This window comes from Saccharolobus shibatae B12 (assembly GCF_019175345.1).
GTDB lineage: Archaea > Thermoproteota > Thermoprotei_A > Sulfolobales > Sulfolobaceae > Saccharolobus > Saccharolobus shibatae.
This window is the reverse complement of the sequence record NZ_CP077717.1, coordinates 1,953,236-1,970,863: the sequence shown is the minus strand read 5'-3', so window position 1 is coordinate 1,970,863 and position 17,628 is coordinate 1,953,236. Positions and strand designations below refer to the sequence as shown.

Annotated in this window: 17 protein-coding genes; 5 read left to right on the top strand and 12 right to left on the bottom strand. The window is 36.1% G+C overall.

Translation table 11 applies throughout. The annotated features are described in order from the left end of the window. Positions 1–55: 55 nt before the first annotated feature. Positions 56–2,038 (bottom strand): acetate--CoA ligase family protein, encoded by a 1,983-nt coding sequence (locus tag J5U23_RS10360; RefSeq protein WP_218266101.1) that lies wholly within the window; start codon positions 2,036–2,038, stop codon positions 56–58. A 110-nt stretch (positions 2,039–2,148) separates the two neighbouring features. Further along, positions 2,149–2,778 carry a DUF981 family protein gene (locus J5U23_RS10355; protein WP_218266100.1) on the bottom strand — a complete coding sequence of 210 codons (630 nt, stop codon included), beginning with the start codon at positions 2,776–2,778 and terminating at the stop codon, positions 2,149–2,151. A 46-nt stretch (positions 2,779–2,824) separates the two neighbouring features. Between J5U23_RS10355 and J5U23_RS10350 the strand changes: the two genes are divergently transcribed. After that, the gene (locus J5U23_RS10350; RefSeq protein ID WP_218258172.1) at positions 2,825–4,201 is read left to right on the top strand and encodes an APC family permease; all 1,377 of its coding nucleotides are present in this window, start codon (positions 2,825–2,827) and stop codon (positions 4,199–4,201) included. Positions 4,202–4,222: 21 nt separating this feature from the next. Here J5U23_RS10350 and J5U23_RS10345 read toward each other — a convergent pair whose 3' ends face one another. Both J5U23_RS10345 and J5U23_RS10340 read right to left on the bottom strand, forming a co-directional pair. After that, positions 4,223–5,026 (bottom strand): kinetochore Spc7 family protein, encoded by an 804-nt coding sequence (locus tag J5U23_RS10345; RefSeq protein WP_218266099.1) that lies wholly within the window; start codon positions 5,024–5,026, stop codon positions 4,223–4,225. 124 nt (positions 5,027–5,150) lie between these two features. Beyond that, positions 5,151–5,849 carry a class I SAM-dependent methyltransferase gene (locus J5U23_RS10340; protein WP_218258170.1) on the bottom strand — a complete coding sequence of 233 codons (699 nt, stop codon included), beginning with the start codon at positions 5,847–5,849 and terminating at the stop codon, positions 5,151–5,153. Between the two features lie 553 nt (positions 5,850–6,402). Here J5U23_RS10340 and J5U23_RS10335 point away from each other — a divergent pair. After that, the gene (locus J5U23_RS10335) at positions 6,403–6,936 is read left to right on the top strand and encodes a hypothetical protein (protein WP_218266098.1); all 534 of its coding nucleotides are present in this window, start codon (positions 6,403–6,405) and stop codon (positions 6,934–6,936) included. Between the two features lie 34 nt (positions 6,937–6,970). Next, entirely contained in the window at positions 6,971–8,158 is a 1,188-nt protein-coding gene (locus J5U23_RS10330) for an ABC transporter permease (protein WP_218266097.1), read from the top strand. On the opposite strand, the gene J5U23_RS10325 is transcribed toward J5U23_RS10330, so the two are convergent. The 8 genes from J5U23_RS10325 to J5U23_RS10290 all read right to left on the bottom strand — a co-directional run bounded on the left by J5U23_RS10325 (position 8,159) and on the right by J5U23_RS10290 (position 14,047). Next, positions 8,159–9,349 carry a metal-dependent hydrolase family protein gene (locus tag J5U23_RS10325; protein WP_218258167.1) on the bottom strand — a complete coding sequence of 397 codons (1,191 nt, stop codon included), beginning with the start codon at positions 9,347–9,349 and terminating at the stop codon, positions 8,159–8,161. 300 nt (positions 9,350–9,649) lie between these two features. Then, positions 9,650–10,252, bottom strand: coding sequence for a hypothetical protein (locus J5U23_RS10320; RefSeq protein ID WP_218266096.1), 603 nt, complete (start codon positions 10,250–10,252; stop codon positions 9,650–9,652). Between the two features lie 6 nt (positions 10,253–10,258). After that, positions 10,259–11,464, bottom strand: a complete 1,206-nt coding sequence (locus tag J5U23_RS10315; protein ID WP_244988780.1) for a hypothetical protein — start codon at positions 11,462–11,464, stop codon at positions 10,259–10,261. Positions 11,465–11,855: 391 nt separating this feature from the next. After that, a complete protein-coding gene (locus J5U23_RS10310; protein WP_010980589.1) occupies positions 11,856–12,167 on the bottom strand; it encodes a hypothetical protein in 312 nt (103 codons plus the stop codon). Then, positions 12,155–12,547 carry a hypothetical protein gene (locus tag J5U23_RS10305; RefSeq protein ID WP_218258166.1) on the bottom strand — a complete coding sequence of 131 codons (393 nt, stop codon included), beginning with the start codon at positions 12,545–12,547 and terminating at the stop codon, positions 12,155–12,157. The genes J5U23_RS10310 and J5U23_RS10305 overlap by 13 nt, the downstream gene beginning before the upstream one ends. Then, positions 12,525–13,073: a CRISPR-associated protein Cas4 gene (cas4, locus tag J5U23_RS10300; RefSeq protein ID WP_244988862.1), complete on the bottom strand. Its 549-nt coding sequence runs from the start codon at positions 13,071–13,073 to the stop codon at positions 12,525–12,527. The genes J5U23_RS10305 and cas4 overlap by 23 nt, the downstream gene beginning before the upstream one ends. A gap of 161 nt (positions 13,074–13,234) precedes the next feature. After that, positions 13,235–13,414: a ribbon-helix-helix domain-containing protein gene (locus tag J5U23_RS10295; protein ID WP_218258165.1), complete on the bottom strand. Its 180-nt coding sequence runs from the start codon at positions 13,412–13,414 to the stop codon at positions 13,235–13,237. Between the two features lie 267 nt (positions 13,415–13,681). Continuing rightward, positions 13,682–14,047: a hypothetical protein gene (locus J5U23_RS10290; RefSeq protein WP_218258164.1), complete on the bottom strand. Its 366-nt coding sequence runs from the start codon at positions 14,045–14,047 to the stop codon at positions 13,682–13,684. 1,013 nt (positions 14,048–15,060) lie between these two features. On the opposite strand from J5U23_RS10290, the gene J5U23_RS10285 reads away from it, so the two are divergent. Beyond that, positions 15,061–16,317 carry a phytoene desaturase family protein gene (locus tag J5U23_RS10285; RefSeq protein ID WP_218266095.1) on the top strand — a complete coding sequence of 419 codons (1,257 nt, stop codon included), beginning with the start codon at positions 15,061–15,063 and terminating at the stop codon, positions 16,315–16,317. 603 nt (positions 16,318–16,920) lie between these two features. Continuing rightward, on the top strand, positions 16,921–17,241 hold the full coding sequence (locus J5U23_RS10280) for a hypothetical protein (RefSeq protein WP_218266094.1): 321 nt from the start codon (positions 16,921–16,923) through the stop codon (positions 17,239–17,241). Positions 17,242–17,628: the final 387 nt, after the last annotated feature.

The following is a 17,628-nucleotide window of genomic DNA, read 5'->3' as shown; positions in this document are numbered from 1 at the left end:
GTCAATTGTTCGTTTTCATGAAAATAAACTCTTGTTAAAAAAGTTTTTATGAAAATTACTCTAAAACTATTCTCACATCTACCGCAAATGCCCCGTTTTCGTTAACGAATAGTGGATTAATATCCATTTCCTTTACGTTCAAATCAACTATCATTCTTGACACTCTGGTAATTGTCCTTATTAATGAGTTCTCATCATATCCCCTCTTTCGTGCATACAGCATGTCGTGAATCTTACTCTCTATTAATAACTCTTGTGCCTCGTCCTCATAAACTGGTGAAAGCGCATAAGCTACGTTCTTGAGTACTTCGACGTAGATTCCGCCGCTGCCTACCAACACAACGTGGTCAAACGCAGGATCCTTTAAACCTCCCACAAATATTTCCAATCCATTTAACTGCTGTTGAATTAACACTCTACTAGTTATCTTTGACAACTCGCTGTAAACCTTCTTAACGTCTTCTTTCTCAACGTTTACTATAACACCTTTCATTTCTGTTTTATGAACTGGCGTATCTGGAGATATCTTCATTACAACTGGATAACCTATGCTATCTGCAACGTTTTGTGCCTCATTCTCATTTGTTGCTAGTCCCCATTTTGGAGTCCTAATCCCGTAAATTTCCATAAGTTTTAATGCCTCGAAGTCCTTAAGAGTCTTCTTCCCCTTAACCAACTCTAAGGCAGCCTCAATTGGCTGTATAGTCCTAATCTTTCTTCTGGGTGTTGGTCTAGAAGTGTAATATCTAATTGCCTTTACAGCATCTTCCGGAAAAGTATAGCCTGGAATCCCAGTTGTCTCCAATATTTTTAACGCCATATCCTCATCTAGGCCCATGGTTACGCCAATTACTCCCTTTCCTTTAAAATTCGACACAGTTCTAGCAACGTCGCTACAACTCACCATAGGTAACGATTGTACTATTATCAATTTAGTACAATCTAAATTGCTAACTATTTTTAGCGCATTATAATATCTCTCCTTATCGGCATCTCCAGTTAGGTCTAGGGGATTTTTAGGAAGAGATGTTGGTGGGAGTATTTTAGTTAGTTCCTTCTTCATCCATTCTGGAATTTCCACAAGCCTTAGCTTGTTTCTATCTATCTCATCTGAAACTAATACGCCATGTCCACCAGAATTAGTTATAACTAAGATCTCCTCACTTATAGGTTCAGAGTACATCAATATTTTAGCCAAGTTCAACATGTCATGAAGATTCTCCACTAAAATCCCACCAACCGTCTTAACTGCAGCCTTAAACACCTCAAATGATCCAGCTAAACTACCAGTGTGAGTTTTAGCAGCTGATGCTCCACTATTGGTAACCCCTCCTTTCAAAAATACTACTGGTTTTCTTCTGGTAGCCTCTGGTAGAGTCTCAAGAAAGGCGTTTCCATCTGAAACTCCTTCCAAATAAACGAATATTGCCCTTGTCTCAGCATCCCTAGATAAGTAGTTAATAACTTCATACTCCTTTACATCAGCTTGATTACCTAAACTCACCATGTAACTTATCCCTATCCTATACTTCTGAGCCCAGTTTAACATGTAAACTCCTAGCCCACCACTTTGAACTACTAGGCCAATGTTTCCCCTCTTTACGTCGGTATAAGTAAAGGTTGCATTAAATTCTGGTGTAATAATCCCAAAGGTGTTTGGTCCTAGAACCCTAATCCCTCCTTTTCGTGCAATGCCTATTACCTCATTTTCCAGTTTTTCCTCTCCAACCTCTCTAAATCCTGCAGTTATAACTATGGAAGCTCTTACTCCTTTTTCTACTAATTCCTCCATTATTTGAGGAACAATCTCTCTTGGAACAGTAATTATGCCTAGGTCAATATCGTCTGGGATTTCCTTTACGCTCTTAAAGGCTTTTACTCCTTCAACGTCTTCAGCCTTAGTGTTAACTGGGTATAGTTTACCGTGAAATGTGGAGAGTAAATTTCTGAATATAACATTCCCAACTTTCTCCTTATACCTTGACGCACCAACAACTGCAATGCTTCTAGGCTTAAACAAGTAGTTCAGATCGCTCATATTATTCTTTTACAAGGATTTCTAATATATCTTTCTACATGTTGGACTTAATCTTCTCTCACAAATTAGAAGTTTTCCGGTATCGATAAAAAAGATTAAAGAAAATACCTTTATGGAGGATGTGCTAGATGGGCCGGGATAGTTTCAACTGCAATGAACGCGCCTATAATTCCCGCAATCACAACAAATATCCAAAATAATAGGAAGAAAGCGTACATCCATCCTTCTAGCTTTGGATCCTTAACTCCTTGTTGATCTCTAAGCTTATCTAACGCTAAGGTTACTGGATATCCTAAAATACCAGCTATTCCGTAAGTAGCGTATAGTGCTAATAATGCCAATGGTTCCTTAGTAAGCCCTAAATTATAACCCGAAACACCGTAGTAAATAGTTATTAAGCCTACGAATAACGAGAATATTCCAGTGCTTTGTAATCTCTTTCCCATGTATACAGCAATTGAATAGGAGAGGATCGTTATACCAAGTAATAGGTATACGTCATAAAATAATATATTATAACTACCTGGTAATGTCCAAGTGAATTCTCCCCATAGGCTGAGTATTATGATTATTATACCCAAAATTGCAGCGGGAAGTATGGAATCGTCGAGGCTTCTTTTTATTGCCTCATAACCGCTTTTTCTAAATCCTATGAAAGCTTGAATTGTAGTATAAGCTATTAACACTGATACTAATGGCAATATAAATAACATCAAACCCAAATTATCTATGAAAACCATCTTATCACCAAATATATACTTTCCTTTTGAAATACATAAGTCTAATATGTTTAAATATAAACAAAAATTAAATCTTTTACACATTGCTTCACAAGTAACTTTTAATAGGATGCTCATAAGAGGAATCTGTATGGATAGTCTATCCAAGAAGCTCGAACCTAAGGAGAATACTATCCCACCAATTTTAGTTTACGCACAATCATTGGCGTCAATAGCACCTTTGGGTTCTGCCTCAGCCTACTTAACTTATGCCTTATCCTATTCCCTTTCGTCCACGGTCATAGCGGGAATACTAGGTTCATTGATCTATTTCCTTTGGGTTCTAATAGGTTACAGATATTCCAAAGTAATAGCCTCTACTGGCGGAACATATGAGTTTGCGAGAGTTGGAGGTGGAGAGTTAACTGGTAGAATTGCCGGTTGGCTTTACTGGATAAGTTACATGATCTACTTACCATCTGCTACGACTTATCTTGCTAGCGTAGTTTTACCTTCTGAGTTCAGCTTAACTCCAATTACAATAGCTCTCATTGAGGTCTTAATACCAATAATTCTAACTCTGTTTTTGCTAGCTGGAATTAAGCCACCCCTATTTTACGCTCTAGTAACATCTAGTATAGAGGTAATTCTTATTCTAATATTAGGTATAAAGGTTCTAAGCGTTACTGGATTATCAATAGAGCCGTTAGCACTTAAAGTACCAATATCGGATTTCTTTCAAGGAGCTGTAGGAGTCGGTTTCACCCTAGCTGGAGGTGGTGCGTCGTTCTTCTTAGGCTATGAGGCAATAGGGAAAGGGAAGACTGTGGGAAAAAGTTACCTTATCGCATACTGGATAGCGGCAATTGCGGTTTTGTTTGCAGCGTATTTCGAAATAGCTGCTGCGGGTTATTCAAATGTGAGTGTAACCAATTTACTTAACATTACGAATTACCCTGGGTTTTACATTGCCGAGAAGTTCATGGGTAACACGTTTTCCTTAGTATTTTTCATATTCACAGCAAACAGTCTAATTGGCTCAGTATTAGCAGCTTATGTTGCACTTTCCAGACTTTCATATTCATTAATAAGAAAAGATATGCTAAAGTCAATATTTGTAGTGGCAATACCATTTACTTTAGTCAATTTAATAGCATCACTTACGGGGCAATATCTAAACGTTTACAGCATTACAACCGAAATCTCTCTAGTGACTCTTTACGCTTCACACGTAATAGTATCTGGAGTTTTTCCGTCATTTATAAATAAGATTTCAAGACTACAAGCTTGGGATGTATTATTAGCTATAGCAGCAGTGATTTTGATGGGTTATGGCGTGTATAGTTACGTCGTACCCTACAGTTATCCAAGCTCGCTGATAGGCTTAGCTTCTCTAGTTAGCGGCATATTGCTAGGTATAATTAGTTTTACGAAAAGGAGATAATTTTCAACAACTCTTTATAGTTTATAAATCAAGTGGTGTTATGTCCGACATTCCATTGGTCAAGTATATTCCTCTTTTCTTACATTCATCAATTAATTCAAATGTAACTCTCTTAGCGTAAATTATTGGAATAATCTTCTTTTTACTCAATTCAGGTTTCACCTTTAATAGTTTCTCAATAGCGTTTTCCAATTGGGTAATAGCCTTAACCCCAGCCCTCATCTTAACTTCCCCTACAAATACGTAATCGTTATGTTCAGCATACAGATCAATCTCAATCACTTTAGGAATTTCTAAAGACTGGACTATTGCGGTAATGTTATATTCCTTTTTAAGCTTATAGGCTAAGAAGTCTATTGCCTCATCTTCTATAGTTATACTTAAACCCTCAATAGCTCTCTTTATGTCTCTAATATCTTTTTTTATCAGTCTAATGTCCTTTTTCATGTCCTCAACGTCGTTTCTCAGATTTGTAACCTCTTGTCTTAGGTTCACAGTTTCCCTTTTTACTCCCGTAACTACTTCTCTTAAATCCGTAACCTCCTTTTTAAACATGTTAATGGTTTCGTCAATTCTTTTATCTAGCCTCTCCATTTCCGTATTATGTCTCTCATCTTCCTTCTTCATATCTTCTAATATTTTGTTGAATTTTTGGTTTTGGTCTAGGAATTTTTCCCAAATTAACTTGTTCTGATCCATCAAGTAGTTAATCTTCTTGTCAATATCTTCTAGTTTAGTCACTATTATGTTGCTGGCTACTGCTTCTGCAACTTTCTTTATGAATTCAGGGTCATTTTTTAATCTCTCTACAATATCACTTGACACAATTATTTATTTGTTATAATTACTAAAAAAGATTTACTACTGGTTCATAGCGTTACGCTTATTCATTTGTTTTTTATGATCATACAAAATACATCTACATCTTATTAGTTGGTTTTGTACAAAGTCACCCTTTAGGAAACCCTACCACAAAATAGAATAAATTTAGTCCCCTCTCCTCGTATACTTTAATATCAATGTATTTCTCAAAGATCTTCTTATGGAAAGAATTAGTAGGTACTCTTTCATAAATGTAATAAATGTATTTGAAGTCCCTCGACTTGGCTCCGGCTAGGGCTGCGATATATGGCATAATATATCTTAGGTAGACGCTCAAATAGACTCTTTTTATCCAACTGTCTGGTTTGCCCATGGCTATAAATCCCACAATTTTTCTTGAAACTCTAGTAATTTCTCTTATCACATCCTCTATATTGTCAGCTGCATGTAAGGCGAAACTACTCATTACGACATCAAACATTTTTTCCCTAAATGGTAACGCGTCAAAGGAGCAAAGTACCTTGTCTTCTTCTATTAGTGCCATTTTAAGCATGTTTTCGGCATAGTCAGACAATATGATCTCATATTTAGCATTCACCTTGAAAATTTTCTTAAATGTATATGAGAGTTCGCCTTTTCCACCTGCTACATCTAAAACTAATTTAGGTCTTTCACAGAACTTGAGTATGGTCTTAACAAGATCTGCTCTCCACCTCACATCTTGATTAAAGGAAATAAATCTATTAGCCCTATCATAGGCTTTTGGTATATTGTTGTAAACTTGTTGTAGTTCTTCGTTGGTAGCCTTAACGACTTTATTGGCCATTACGTCTTTTTATCTAAAACAAAAACTATTAAGTCTTTTCACTTATATCAAAGCTGAATTTATTGTGTGGTAAACTATTATCTCAATCACGTCAGTATGGGAGCATCATTTTTCTTGAGATAAGCGATAACATTAGTCAAAATTGAACTAGACCGGTATTATTCAAATGAAATAGCTTATATTCTATGGCATTAATATCAAAATTCATGGGAAGTTGCTAATTCTTTTCCTTTGTACCTAGATTTTTCCATTTAAGATATGGCATCTTGTCCATAACTATTATTGTTTTTTTAAAATATTGTTAGATAGCATTAAGTTATACTGAGACAGCAATATTTTAGCTATAGTTCTGTCTTCACCAAGTAATACTTTCTACTTCTCTCCATGTACGAGATTGCCTAGCGTTAAACTGTTCCTCTATACGAATTAGTAAGTTTAAATTCTAGAAGTATAGTTTAAACTTATCTACTAATTTTCTTAATTAAAGATTTTCCACAATAACTCTCAACATTTAGTAGAAAAATTTAATAATTATCGATACGAATATTTACATATGGGGAATGCTGAAATACTTAGTAGTGCTAAGAAGAAATTAGAGCAGTTCTTAGGATTTTCCTTTCCAACTCCTCTCATAATCGAGACTAGTATCCCCTTTTATGGTTTTTATAGGGACAACGTAGTAGCAATAGGTTACTTTGGTGATTATAAGTATGAGTTGGAGAGAACATTAATACATGAATTAGTGCATTTCGTTCAAGATAAAATCTGTAAACCCAAGTTCCCTTATCTTCACATGATAATTGAGGCTATTCCTTTGGCTTTCGGAATAGGAAATGGAAAACTGTTAAGGTATTTCCAATTTGTCGAGGGTTTCGCCACGTGGATTGACGAGGAGATTATGGGTTACAGAGGAGACGAATATTGGTTTTCAGTACCTAAATATTACTTCAAGGTGTATTATAAAGGAGCTGAAATCTTTAGGAAGTTGGGTAAGAAGGAGGCAATAGAATACGGATTAACGAATAGGGAATTCTGTAAAGATCCGCAGAAATACAAGTTATTAAGAACTATTAGCATATCAAATTGATAGATTTTTAATGCTAGATTGGTTAAAGTGCATTATGAATGCTATAGATATCTTATGGCTTGCTTATAAGGGCTTAATGGCTAGGAGAACTTTAGCCATAATATCAATTATAGCCATCATGATCGGAATAACCAGCGTTTCATTCATAGAAGCTTTTAGTCAAGGAGTGGAGCATTCAGTAATTTCCACGCTTTTTCAACTTAATCCTACCAATATTTACGTTTTTAATGAGATAGGTTACGTATCACCAACGGATGTCTCCTTTATGAGCTCCTTACCTGGCATATATGCAGTATATCCGGTAATTGAAGCCCATGGCATAGTTCAAATAGGGGGAAGGGTTATTAATGTTCTAGTAATAGGTGTGGATAACATATCGTCATTAGTAGGAAAAGTGGAACTTGAGAATGGCACGGTGTATCCCCCAGTCACGGTGCCATACGCGGTAATAGGCCATGATATAGCACATCCCATTCCAAATATAACCATTCAACCTGGTTCAACGATAATTCTAAAACTATCTAATGGAAATACGGTTCCCTTAACAGTATATGGTGTATTACAACCAACCCAATCCGTTGTCATAGGTGATACCTCAGATGTCATTTTCATTCCATTAAGTGAGGCCAAGGCACTGATAAATCCTCCAGGCTATTTTCTAGTAGTATTGCAAGCTGGTAGTATAAGTGAAATTAATACGATCACCACTCTATTAAGCTACATTTACGGGAACTCCTTAACGGTAACTACAATACAGCAAGCAATATCATCTGTTCAAGTTATAATAACGAGCTTTTCGTTTCTAGTAATATTAATAGGATCTATATCACTATTCGTTGGTGCCGTTGGAATAATGGGGATAACTTTAGCTAGAGTCTATCAGAGAACTAGGGAAATTGGAATAATGAAAACCCTAGGGCTAACAACTAGACAAATCTTATTAACCTTCTTATTAGAAGCACTTATTGTAGGGATAATTGGAGGAATTGTAGGATTAACATTAACTTTTGTGGGGACATATTTGTTAGACATAAATGGTATACCGTTTAACGCAGGTTCAAGTAATGGTTCAAATTTACTTATACTCATACGTCCGCTTCTCTCAATGTCTGATGTTGGAATCTCAATTGCAATAGCCTTAGTGACGAGTATTATAGCTGGTATATATCCTGCATGGAAGGCCTCCAAATTAACCGTTATAGAAGCGGTTAGAAAAGATTAGTTATTCTTGATACAATCCATAACCGGTATATAGCTTACCATCCTTAATAACATATGAAACGTTAGTGGGCTTCAAGTTCTCAATATCCTTAGTGGGATCATCCTTTAATACTATTAAGTCAGCCCTATACCCTTCCCTTATATACCCAGCCTTAACGTCGAGGCATTCGGAAGCTATTGAAGTTGATGCCCTTAATACCTCTAAATTACTCATATATTTAGATAGCAACACAGCTTCTCTGTAGTTCTGTCCATGAGGTCTCCTCTTAGATCCCACGTAATCCGTACCAGTAGCTATTTTCAATTTATGCGAAACGGCGATACTCATATCCTCGCTGAAATGTCTCTTAACTAACTCTTCTCTGTAAACCTTAGCTTCCGGATCTCTTACCTCAAATGGAATTTCATAAGTAGCTAACGTCGGAATGTAACAAATTCCCCTTTCCTTAATCATGCTCGCAGTTTCATCATCCAATCCTAAGCCATGTTCTATTGTATCAACACCAGCTAAGATTGAGTTCATGATTGCATCTTTTCCGTAAGCATGAGATGCCACTTTCAAACTAAACCTATGTGATTCGTCAACTATGGCCTTAAGCTCATCCAATGCCAACCCCGGTAAGATTTTTCCACCTTGAGAAAATGCTCCAGAGGCGTAAACTTTTATTACCCTAGCACCTTGCCTTATTGCCATTCTTACAGCCTTTCTGCACTCATAAGAGGAATCACAGTAGAATGAGTATGAAAGTCTTTGTGCAATGTCTATTGGTAAATCCTTAGGATCATCGTTACCGCCAGTGATCGCTAAAGAGTATCCAGAGGCGATCACAGTTGGTCCTAATATTTCCCCTCTTCTCTGAAGGTAATCTAACCTAACTGCGACCTTACTTCCCAAATCCCTAACTAGGGTAAATCCTGAACGTAATAGTCTTTCCATGTCCCTAGTACTCCTTATTGCAGCGTCAATTTCGTTAACTATATTCCAAGAGAGAACGTTATCCTCTTCAACTCCGAAGAAATGCAAATGGGAATCGACTAACCCTGGCATTATGAAATTGCCATGAATAACCTCACTTCCTTGAGGAATTTCGATTCCTTCTACGATTCTTTCAATCTTATTATTTTCTACAATCACTGTGCCTTGTTCAATAATTCTTTCTCCATCGAATATCTTTCCAACGAGAGTTATCATCTTATCAAAAAATAGGAAATTAAAGTATATAAAAGAGAGAGGTTGTTTGTGTTTATCCATGGCGTAACTCATGCTTGCTTTTAATTACTTCTAATTCCGCCATTGGAACCCCTCTTAAGGGGTTAAATAGTTGCATTTTAACGAGATATACAATACGTAAATGTTGCACGTTAGCATATTTGCGTGTATACCGTCTTTATAAAATATTCCGCTAACGCGTATATGAAAACGTTACCTCTTGCGTCTTATAATCCCGTACATTTCACCGTTGGGATAAGCACTTATACCAAAATGGGTAAGCTAATAGCTATTTCCAATGAAATCCGTAATCCGCTTTTGCTTAACCTTTATAATCAACTCTTCAACTCTCCTTTTTAGTCTCTCCGAATCCTTTCTTATTTTATGATTCCTAAGGAGATAACCAGTTATATCAATACCATCAAAATTATAGCGTAGAGCCTCTTCAAATTCACGCATTGTTGAAATTCCCAAATACCATTTCCTTCCTTTAATACTAAGGAACTCACTAAGCGTATATGACCTATACCGCTTATCTGAGGCATAACCATAATAAACCTTAAAGCCCATCTCTTGTAACTCTTCAACTATCGTTATGTCCTTTTCTAAGGAGTGAATGGGAACAATAAACTCAATCGACTTTAATAGAGATAAATTCACACGACTTTCATGCGGTAAAACGTAATCGGGGTAAACTGCAATCTTAACCTCATTCCTCTTAACTTGCAGTCTCCTCAAATAATCAATATAAGCTAACTTACTCGTTAAAAGGTCTCTCTTAGCGTCATAAAAAAGAGGATAAGGGTAAAGCGGTCTGTATACGTATTCACTCATATGCTTCCATGCGAAATATGATAAAGGTCCTTTACCAATACCTATAATCATCCCTCATCACGTAAAATCTAAAAGGATATTGTCCATTATGTAATCCGGTAAATCCAGTTTTCTAAACACCCCTACAAAATGCCAATAACTCTCCTTCATCTTTTCTTTAGATTCTTTCGGGATTAATGAAGGAGAATAAGAGTTGAAACGTTTCCCAAAGAGCCAATAGCCGTAAACCTTAGCCTGGTCTTTCTCCTCAATACTAACACCTTGAGCAATAGCGTAAACCATCTTTATAACGTATTTTAAAGCGTATTGCTTAGGAGAAAGAACTTTCCTATAACACGCCCCACTGCTATACTCTATAACCGAATCCTTTGGTGGCTTTCCCGTCCATTTTCCGTTTTTAATTTGGTGGATATCATTAATAGGTCCTTGTAACCTCTCCTTCTCCTTATATCTCAAATAAGCCTCAAGGAGATTAATCCTTAACACTGAGCCAAACCTTGTGAGAATCTTCTGTAACCACATGTCAAGTAACGCCGTGAAGATGTACTTGCTGAGAAGGGTCTTGTCATCAACCGAAAGCTCTTCTTTATCCAATTTTTCCTTTAACTCTTGAAGGGACTGAATACCATACTTCTCCTTCAATTCTTTAGGTATGGGGATATTGTACTTCCTAAAGTAGTAAATGAAGGCATTCTCTTTCTTCCTTCCGAATTTCCTACTCCAGTCGATAAGATACGGAATCCCAAAAACGTATATATGCAAATGTAAAGTGTAATCTCTATGATACTCGTAAGCCGTAAATACCTTGATATCTTTCTTCTTCTTATCCTCATCATTCCACATCTTTCTAATCCAGGATTCCATGTTTTTCTTCAATTTCGTAATTATGGAATCTTGTAAGGGGATAAAGCCGATAATCCTTCCTTTGTCCTTAATAGGAATAACTAAAGGGAAAATGTGGGGGATAGTAATGGTTATCATGATTACGTTCTTGTATTGCTTAAACGCATTATCTAAAGCCTTACTGCTTTTTACGAGCTGGGTAAACGCCCTCTTCTTATCATTAAACCTAGTCCTAACGTTCATGATTATGAATTCCTCATCATCATTCATGAAAACCATTACGCTATTGTTCCATTCCTTAATGTTCTCTTGATAAAGAAAAGCGATATCTGAATGCTCTCTAGTGCCAGGGTGAATAGAGGCTTTGTACTGAGCAGTAAGTAATGCTTTTTGCCTATATCTATTAGCCAGGGTAATCACTCTAAGCCCTATATTCCTCTTCATCTTCCTCGATTCTTGGAATTTTTGTTTTGGATTTGCACTTTTTTCTAAAGTTGTGGATTTGTGATTATTTAAACTCTAGTCAAAGCTCTCGTTTAGCCGAAACTTTTTACTAAAAGGTAAAAGGAGAATTTTAGGGAGTTTCTTTAGCTTATAGGAGACCGGGTAAGTGTTTAAGCGTTCTACTATGCCTTGCTCTACTAGTATCTTTAGACGCTTTTCAAGAACTTTACGGGCTGACTGCTTTGGTATATTCTTCTCCTTTGCATACTCCTCAGCCATAATAGTAAGTGGAACTGCATTTTCCCTTTTCAAACGTGAAATAATCCAAAAATCGACAGAAGAAGGAGAGGAAAAAAGAAGACATGCCTTAACCCGTTCTCTCCAACAGTATCGTAACCTCTTTGTAAACGTACTTTTCCCAATACACTGCTAAGTTACTTGGTAAGGTTATGATGTAGTGTTTGTTATGCCTAGTAGGTTTCTTTAAGCCTATTGGGATTTCTTGGTCATCTAAGATAACCGTAACTAACCATTCCTTGTCCTTAACAAGAGCCTCAAACTTCTTTGGTATATAAACGTAGTACTGAGCGTAGTTATAGGGCTTTCCCTTTATTGTAGTCCTCTTCTCTGTCCTCTGTAACGTCACCCCAGGGATTAAAAGTTGATTTATCTCACGCATAGGGAAATGACCTCACGTTTCAGCAATCTCCTCAATCTGTGAGCATTCCTTATCTTGTGTGAATGCTTAGGAGTGAGTAGTAACGCGTTATTCCCCTTGAAAATGATCGTTAGGAGTTCCTTCCCTCTTTGCGTGACCGTTATGCCGTAATCCTCTATCTCTAACGTTAGATTAGCCTCATACTCTACGTAATGTAGGTGTAAGCGTATTGGTGTCTCAGCCTTAACATGGTCTATTACGTCTTCTGCTATCTCCTTAGGTATAGGTGTGTCGTTGATGTATGCGTTATCATCATCTATTACTACGTGTATACCGTTTATGGTTAGGCTCTTGTAGTCCCCGTTTGTAATTATTGCTTTAACTTGCGTCTTTACCTTCATTAACGTTCACCTTATGAGGGCAAACCTTAGCAAAGACGCAATACTTACACTCCCAATCGTGTTTAGGGGTATGCCTTGCGTAAATGTAGTCTTGGGCTAGTTCAGCTAATTTATCGTCTGTTATCCCCGTATCTACGTAGAATTCAGTTATACGATCCGGTGTTATGTAGAGTAAAATACCGTAAGACGCGTTTAACATGTTTATGTAAATCTTGAGCTGAAGTATGTGTTCTTCCCTCGGTATCCCTACGTCACTCTTTGAGGTCTTTATCTCGATAATCGTATTGTCTTTTCTTGCGTCAATCCTTCCTATGAGTTTGTAGACCTCACCGTCAATAGTTATTTCCTTTGAAACCGGAACTTCTACCTCAGCGTTTAACTCCTCTACTAATATCCTTTCCACGCTTTCGTGAATTAGTGAACCGTGTAATGTAGAGGGATTATAAGCCTCAGCGTATGTTAATTCCTTAAACTTTTCCCTTAGCCTTGGTTTTAATGGGCAATAAAGGAGATCTGTTACGTAGATAGTATTACTGTCCTTCTTCTCATGGGCTTTCCTATCGCTTAGCCGTGACTTAAAGAGCGTTTGTGTGAGGGAAAGATTTTTAAAGTTAGAGAGAGTTATCCATGCCCGCGTTCCCCATCTCCCTTTTTTCTTGACTTGTGATTGAACTGCTTAGGCTGAGTTCATGATGAATGGCGTTTTAGGTAATGCTTAACTAATTGCCTTATCAGTGTGCTTTTACCGGGTAAACCTTGTTCCTTTGCTAATTGCTCTAATTTTTTAGCGTCTTCCCTATCCAAGTATACGGTTATGTTTGTAATATTCGGTCTTACGCCATTTTTCTTCCTTACTCTTTCGGACATATTTGACACTCAGTTAAACCTATCTCAATCTTACTTTAAATTCATTTAAAGTCTATTTTTAGTATGATAATTTTTACCTAAACTTTCTCCTAAATTTTTCTTTCCTGAAATCAAATAAGCGTATTTTTTTCCTAAACTTTACGGTGTTAGAAACCGAATTTAAAAACTTCCTTTTGTTATAGCTAATTTCCACTGGAGTAATACTAATTTGTTAAAATATACTGATTCTCCATTTTGGTATAAGCGCTTATACCAATTTGGAAAAAGTTATTCCTTTTTTAACACATAACCTTTTACAATCCTTGTTGAAAAGCCTTCTTTTATCGTGAACTGTTTTTCCTCAAATAATTGCCTTATACGTTCCGGTAACTGTTGATAATATAGCTCACTCATGAACCTAACGTTATTCACATCAGACTTATCGTATAAGTAACCCCTAACCTCAAGAACTTTTAGAAACTCCTTTACTGCTGAGAGTAATGGGAAGTAGTCTAAAAGCATATCGCGGTAAGACAAGTTTGTTTCACTCTTGTATTTTTTAATACCCTCTTCCTCTTGAGGGGAAAGACGTAATGTAATAGTAACGTGATTCTTTAACCACCTCTGATAATAATTAGTCCTTCTCCTTGGCATAACGTCTTTACTCTCTCATTTTACGTTTATATGCCTTTCTCATATTGAATGCAATATTGCTTATCAATATTAAATGAGGAGAAATACCCGTAAGAGAACGTAAATTTAGATTGAATGCAAGTTTGAATCAATATTGAATCAAGATGTTAAGGACTCTGATCAAAATCTATTATTGTAATAGTCAAACTGAATATATTCACTTAAGAAGGAGATAACGTTCACGAAACTGAATATATTTAGTGAAAAATGGGAATTAATCACGTTAGAAAACTTTTCCGAAATTGCTTATCTTTTCATGAAAGCGTTAATTCCCCTTACTTTTTTATGAAATATACTCTCTTTTATTGGTGAGATTTCTGAAAACCTCTCACCGAAAAAAGCCTTAACTTAGTGAGGTAAACGGCGTTCTGAAGTTTCAGCTATTGTATGAGGAAGTATATTTTATATGCTGTCTCGTCTCTTCCCTTCTCAAAAAGCTCTAAGATGGCTTGATAGACGTCTCTAAGGTATGGGTCTTCAGCCATTAACTCCTTTATTTCCTTTATTATATCTTGTTTAACACTCTCGGGAGTAGACTTTGCTGTTTATAGGCAATATCAAGATCACATAAGAGACTTCTGGATATCTATAAAAGAAATTGCAAATTCAAAAGGAGATAATATTATTTATTTATCAACAACCCCAAGTGCTTATTCTAAGGTATTCGGAGCAGGAGGGCAGATAAATTCACTCTTTCCAGAAATGCTAGCAAGCTTTGGAGCAGTGATTGCAGATTTTGCTACGTTACTATGGTTAGGAAATCTAGTGCTGACATTACTAAAGGGCAAGACGCAAAACTTTGAGGGGTAAGTTTAGATAATGCAGTCTCATTTATAGCCTCTACTTTAGAGGCACCAAAGTTAGAGAAGATAGAAGTGCCCCTACATAACGTAAAGTCCGCATTAGTAAAGGCATTTGAAAAGAAGAGCCAAACCTACTAAAACTTCTTTTTTCCTTAAGCTTATTTTTATTTTATGAGAGTTATAGTCGTTGGAGCAGGACATAACGGTTTAATAGCCTCTTATTATCTAAGGAAAGCAGGATTTGACGTAATAGTTTTTGATAATAAATTTGGAGGAATGACGGACACAACGGCCATAAAAGGCGTTAAAGTAAGTAGGGCTTCCTATGTTTTAGGTTTAATGCCTAAAAAGTTCGTGGAAGAGTTTGAAATTCCAGTAATTCAACAAGATCCAATACAAACAATATGGTTAGAAGATAGGATAATACCGTTCTGGAGGGATAAGGAAAAGAGGCTAAAAGAGTTGGTAAATGCGGGAGAAGACAAATTCCCAGAGTTTGAAGAGAAGATTACAAAGTTTAAGAAGCTTTTAGAGGAAAAGTTCACTTTCGTAACCACTCCTCCGTCGGAAAGGGAAGTAAGGGAGGAGGCTAAGAAAATAGGCGTTGAAGACGTTATGAGGCCTTCTAAGGAGTTTTTATCGAAGTACCTTTCAGAGGACCTTCATTACTTCTTCATTTACCCCGGCATGGAGAGTTCTCCAGGCTATTTAGTTTCGTACTTTTATGATGACTGGTCTTTTGTTAAGGGAGGAATGGGAACAGTAGTTGAAAAGGTCTTCGAGAAGGCTAAGAAGATAGGAGTAGAGCTTGTTAACGAGAAAGTTGATAAAATCATAGTAGAGAACGATAAAGCCGTAGGAGTTAAAGTTAAGGATAAGGTTTACAAGGCTGACGTCGTTTTATCTACTGCAGGTCCTGCTGAGACAATGATTTTAGCTGAATACGACCACAAATTCTTCCTGCACAAATACGGTTGGGTTAAATATAACGTAATCTTTAGAGAAATGCCTAAGGTTGACGAGAGGATAAAGGGCTTTCTTAATTCAATTATTGACTTTGAGGGAGGAGAGATAGTTATTCCTTCTGTAGTCGATGATAGTAGGGGAGGAATAGTAATGGAGTTCATGGGTAAATATGAGGAGGTTATGGATAGGTTTAAGGGAGAGGTCATTCACGTAGATAAATTGAACGCAAAAATTGCTGAGGAAATTTATAATTTACCTGCAGGAGACCTTAATCACTTACCAATGAGGGAACCTTACTTATTTGACGGTAGGCCTGAGAAAGGTTGGGGATATAAAACTCCAATAAAGGACTTGTACTTAGGAGGAGCAGGAACTTGTCCTGGGGGTCAAGTTTCCGGGATTCCAGGTTATAATTCTGCTAGGTTAATAATTAAGGAGAAATTAGGAAAAGACCTTGAATAATAGAAGCTTTCTAATTTCTCCTTTAACACGATTTTATGAAATTTTACTTAGGAACTACTAGTAAACTAAAGCAGTAGAGGAAGTGCTTAAGAACTACGTAACAAATTACGAAATTTTAGCATTTCCTTCAGTAGTCCCTATAACTCCATGAATAAGGAAATTATAAAAGGCGCAAGAAAGAGCTGAAAATTTGAGGAAGAAATTTCCCGATAATGATGGAATATATATATAGGTTTAGAAAGTGGCCTAGTAGAGAGGTTTGGAAATGTATATGAAGAAACTTGGTGTATAGTGATTTTTAGAGAAAAAGAATTTTAAGCATATTTCAGCAGTTAAATTCTAGGAATAAAGCAAAAAAGTCCATGGTTTCTTTTCGTGTAATATTTAATAAAAAACCATGAATCGCAAATATAATCAGTTTGCCTTACGATATATCAATTGCATTTATAAATGTTTACCTAGCTTTACTAGCTCACTACCATTATCATGTGAGTATTTCGCTTTGTTTCTTGTACTTCTTTGTATTCCTTTTAGTAGTGTCGTTATCTAGGTATCTTATTTATAAGTAGAAGAAAGTAAAATGAAAATTTTTTTGGTGCCGTGATGGTAATTTTATGTTCAATTTTGTTAATGATTAATAATCCTTTATTTCTATTTTTTAGTATACTTCTAGGATTTCCGCATGGATTATTATTAACTTTATCCGGCTTAGTTATAGCGAGAGAATTTAAAGACGAGAAATATAAGAACTTAGCTAATTCGCTAAACATGCTTTTCCATTATGTCGTATTTATAATAATTCCTTTAATAATAGGTTTATTTATAAATATAAGCATATTTTATGGCATATTGGCTTTCGTAGTGCTATCCGTAAGCTCTTCCTTGCTAATCATAGACCAGAGTAAGAATAATTATAAAGCCTAAAATAGATTAGTAAAGTCAATTTAGTATTTCTTGAGAAATCTAGAAATCAAGTTGATTATTCCTACAGATAATGAAAACCAATAAGCGAACGTTGGGTAACTCTGTATAAGCATTGTTATTTGATATCCTGAGTCTGTAAATTCTACGCTTTCTTGTCCTATAATGAAAAATGGATAGGTAATGCCTTGAATAAAGTGCGAAAGTATGTAATTAAATATAATGTACATTATTACTGGATCTAGAATGTAAAATAGTGAAGCCCAGGTTATTAGTAAGTAATTTCTTTTCTCGCCTTTTCTTAGAATTAGATATAGGAAATATAAGGAAACTGCTATAACATAAAATCTGAATGCAAAAGTAATACATTAATAAAATTGGAAATATACA

Bases quoted from the DNA above. Each gene is read 5' to 3' on its own strand.
- J5U23_RS10310 (WP_010980589.1), bottom strand. From the start codon at position 12,167: ATGCGTGAGATAAATCAACTTTTAATCCCTGGGGTGACGTTACAGAGG.
- J5U23_RS10335 (WP_218266098.1), top strand. From the start codon at position 6,403: ATGGGGAATGCTGAAATACTTAGTAGTGCTAAGAAGAAATTAGAGCAG.
- J5U23_RS10320 (WP_218266096.1), bottom strand. From the start codon at position 10,252: ATGATTATAGGTATTGGTAAAGGACCTTTATCATATTTCGCATGGAAG.
- J5U23_RS10330 (WP_218266097.1), top strand. From the start codon at position 6,971: ATGAATGCTATAGATATCTTATGGCTTGCTTATAAGGGCTTAATGGCT.
- J5U23_RS10280 (WP_218266094.1), top strand. From the start codon at position 16,921: ATGGTAATTTTATGTTCAATTTTGTTAATGATTAATAATCCTTTATTT.
- J5U23_RS10285 (WP_218266095.1), top strand. From the start codon at position 15,061: ATGAGAGTTATAGTCGTTGGAGCAGGACATAACGGTTTAATAGCCTCT.
- J5U23_RS10325 (WP_218258167.1), bottom strand. From the start codon at position 9,349: ATGATAACTCTCGTTGGAAAGATATTCGATGGAGAAAGAATTATTGAA.
- J5U23_RS10360 (WP_218266101.1), bottom strand. From the start codon at position 2,038: ATGAGCGATCTGAACTACTTGTTTAAGCCTAGAAGCATTGCAGTTGTT.
- J5U23_RS10295 (WP_218258165.1), bottom strand. From the start codon at position 13,414: ATGTCCGAAAGAGTAAGGAAGAAAAATGGCGTAAGACCGAATATTACA.
- J5U23_RS10350 (WP_218258172.1), top strand. From the start codon at position 2,825: ATGTTTAAATATAAACAAAAATTAAATCTTTTACACATTGCTTCACAA.
- J5U23_RS10355 (WP_218266100.1), bottom strand. From the start codon at position 2,778: ATGGTTTTCATAGATAATTTGGGTTTGATGTTATTTATATTGCCATTA.
- J5U23_RS10340 (WP_218258170.1), bottom strand. From the start codon at position 5,849: ATGGCCAATAAAGTCGTTAAGGCTACCAACGAAGAACTACAACAAGTT.
- J5U23_RS10290 (WP_218258164.1), bottom strand. From the start codon at position 14,047: ATGCCAAGGAGAAGGACTAATTATTATCAGAGGTGGTTAAAGAATCAC.
- J5U23_RS10305 (WP_218258166.1), bottom strand. From the start codon at position 12,547: ATGAAGGTAAAGACGCAAGTTAAAGCAATAATTACAAACGGGGACTAC.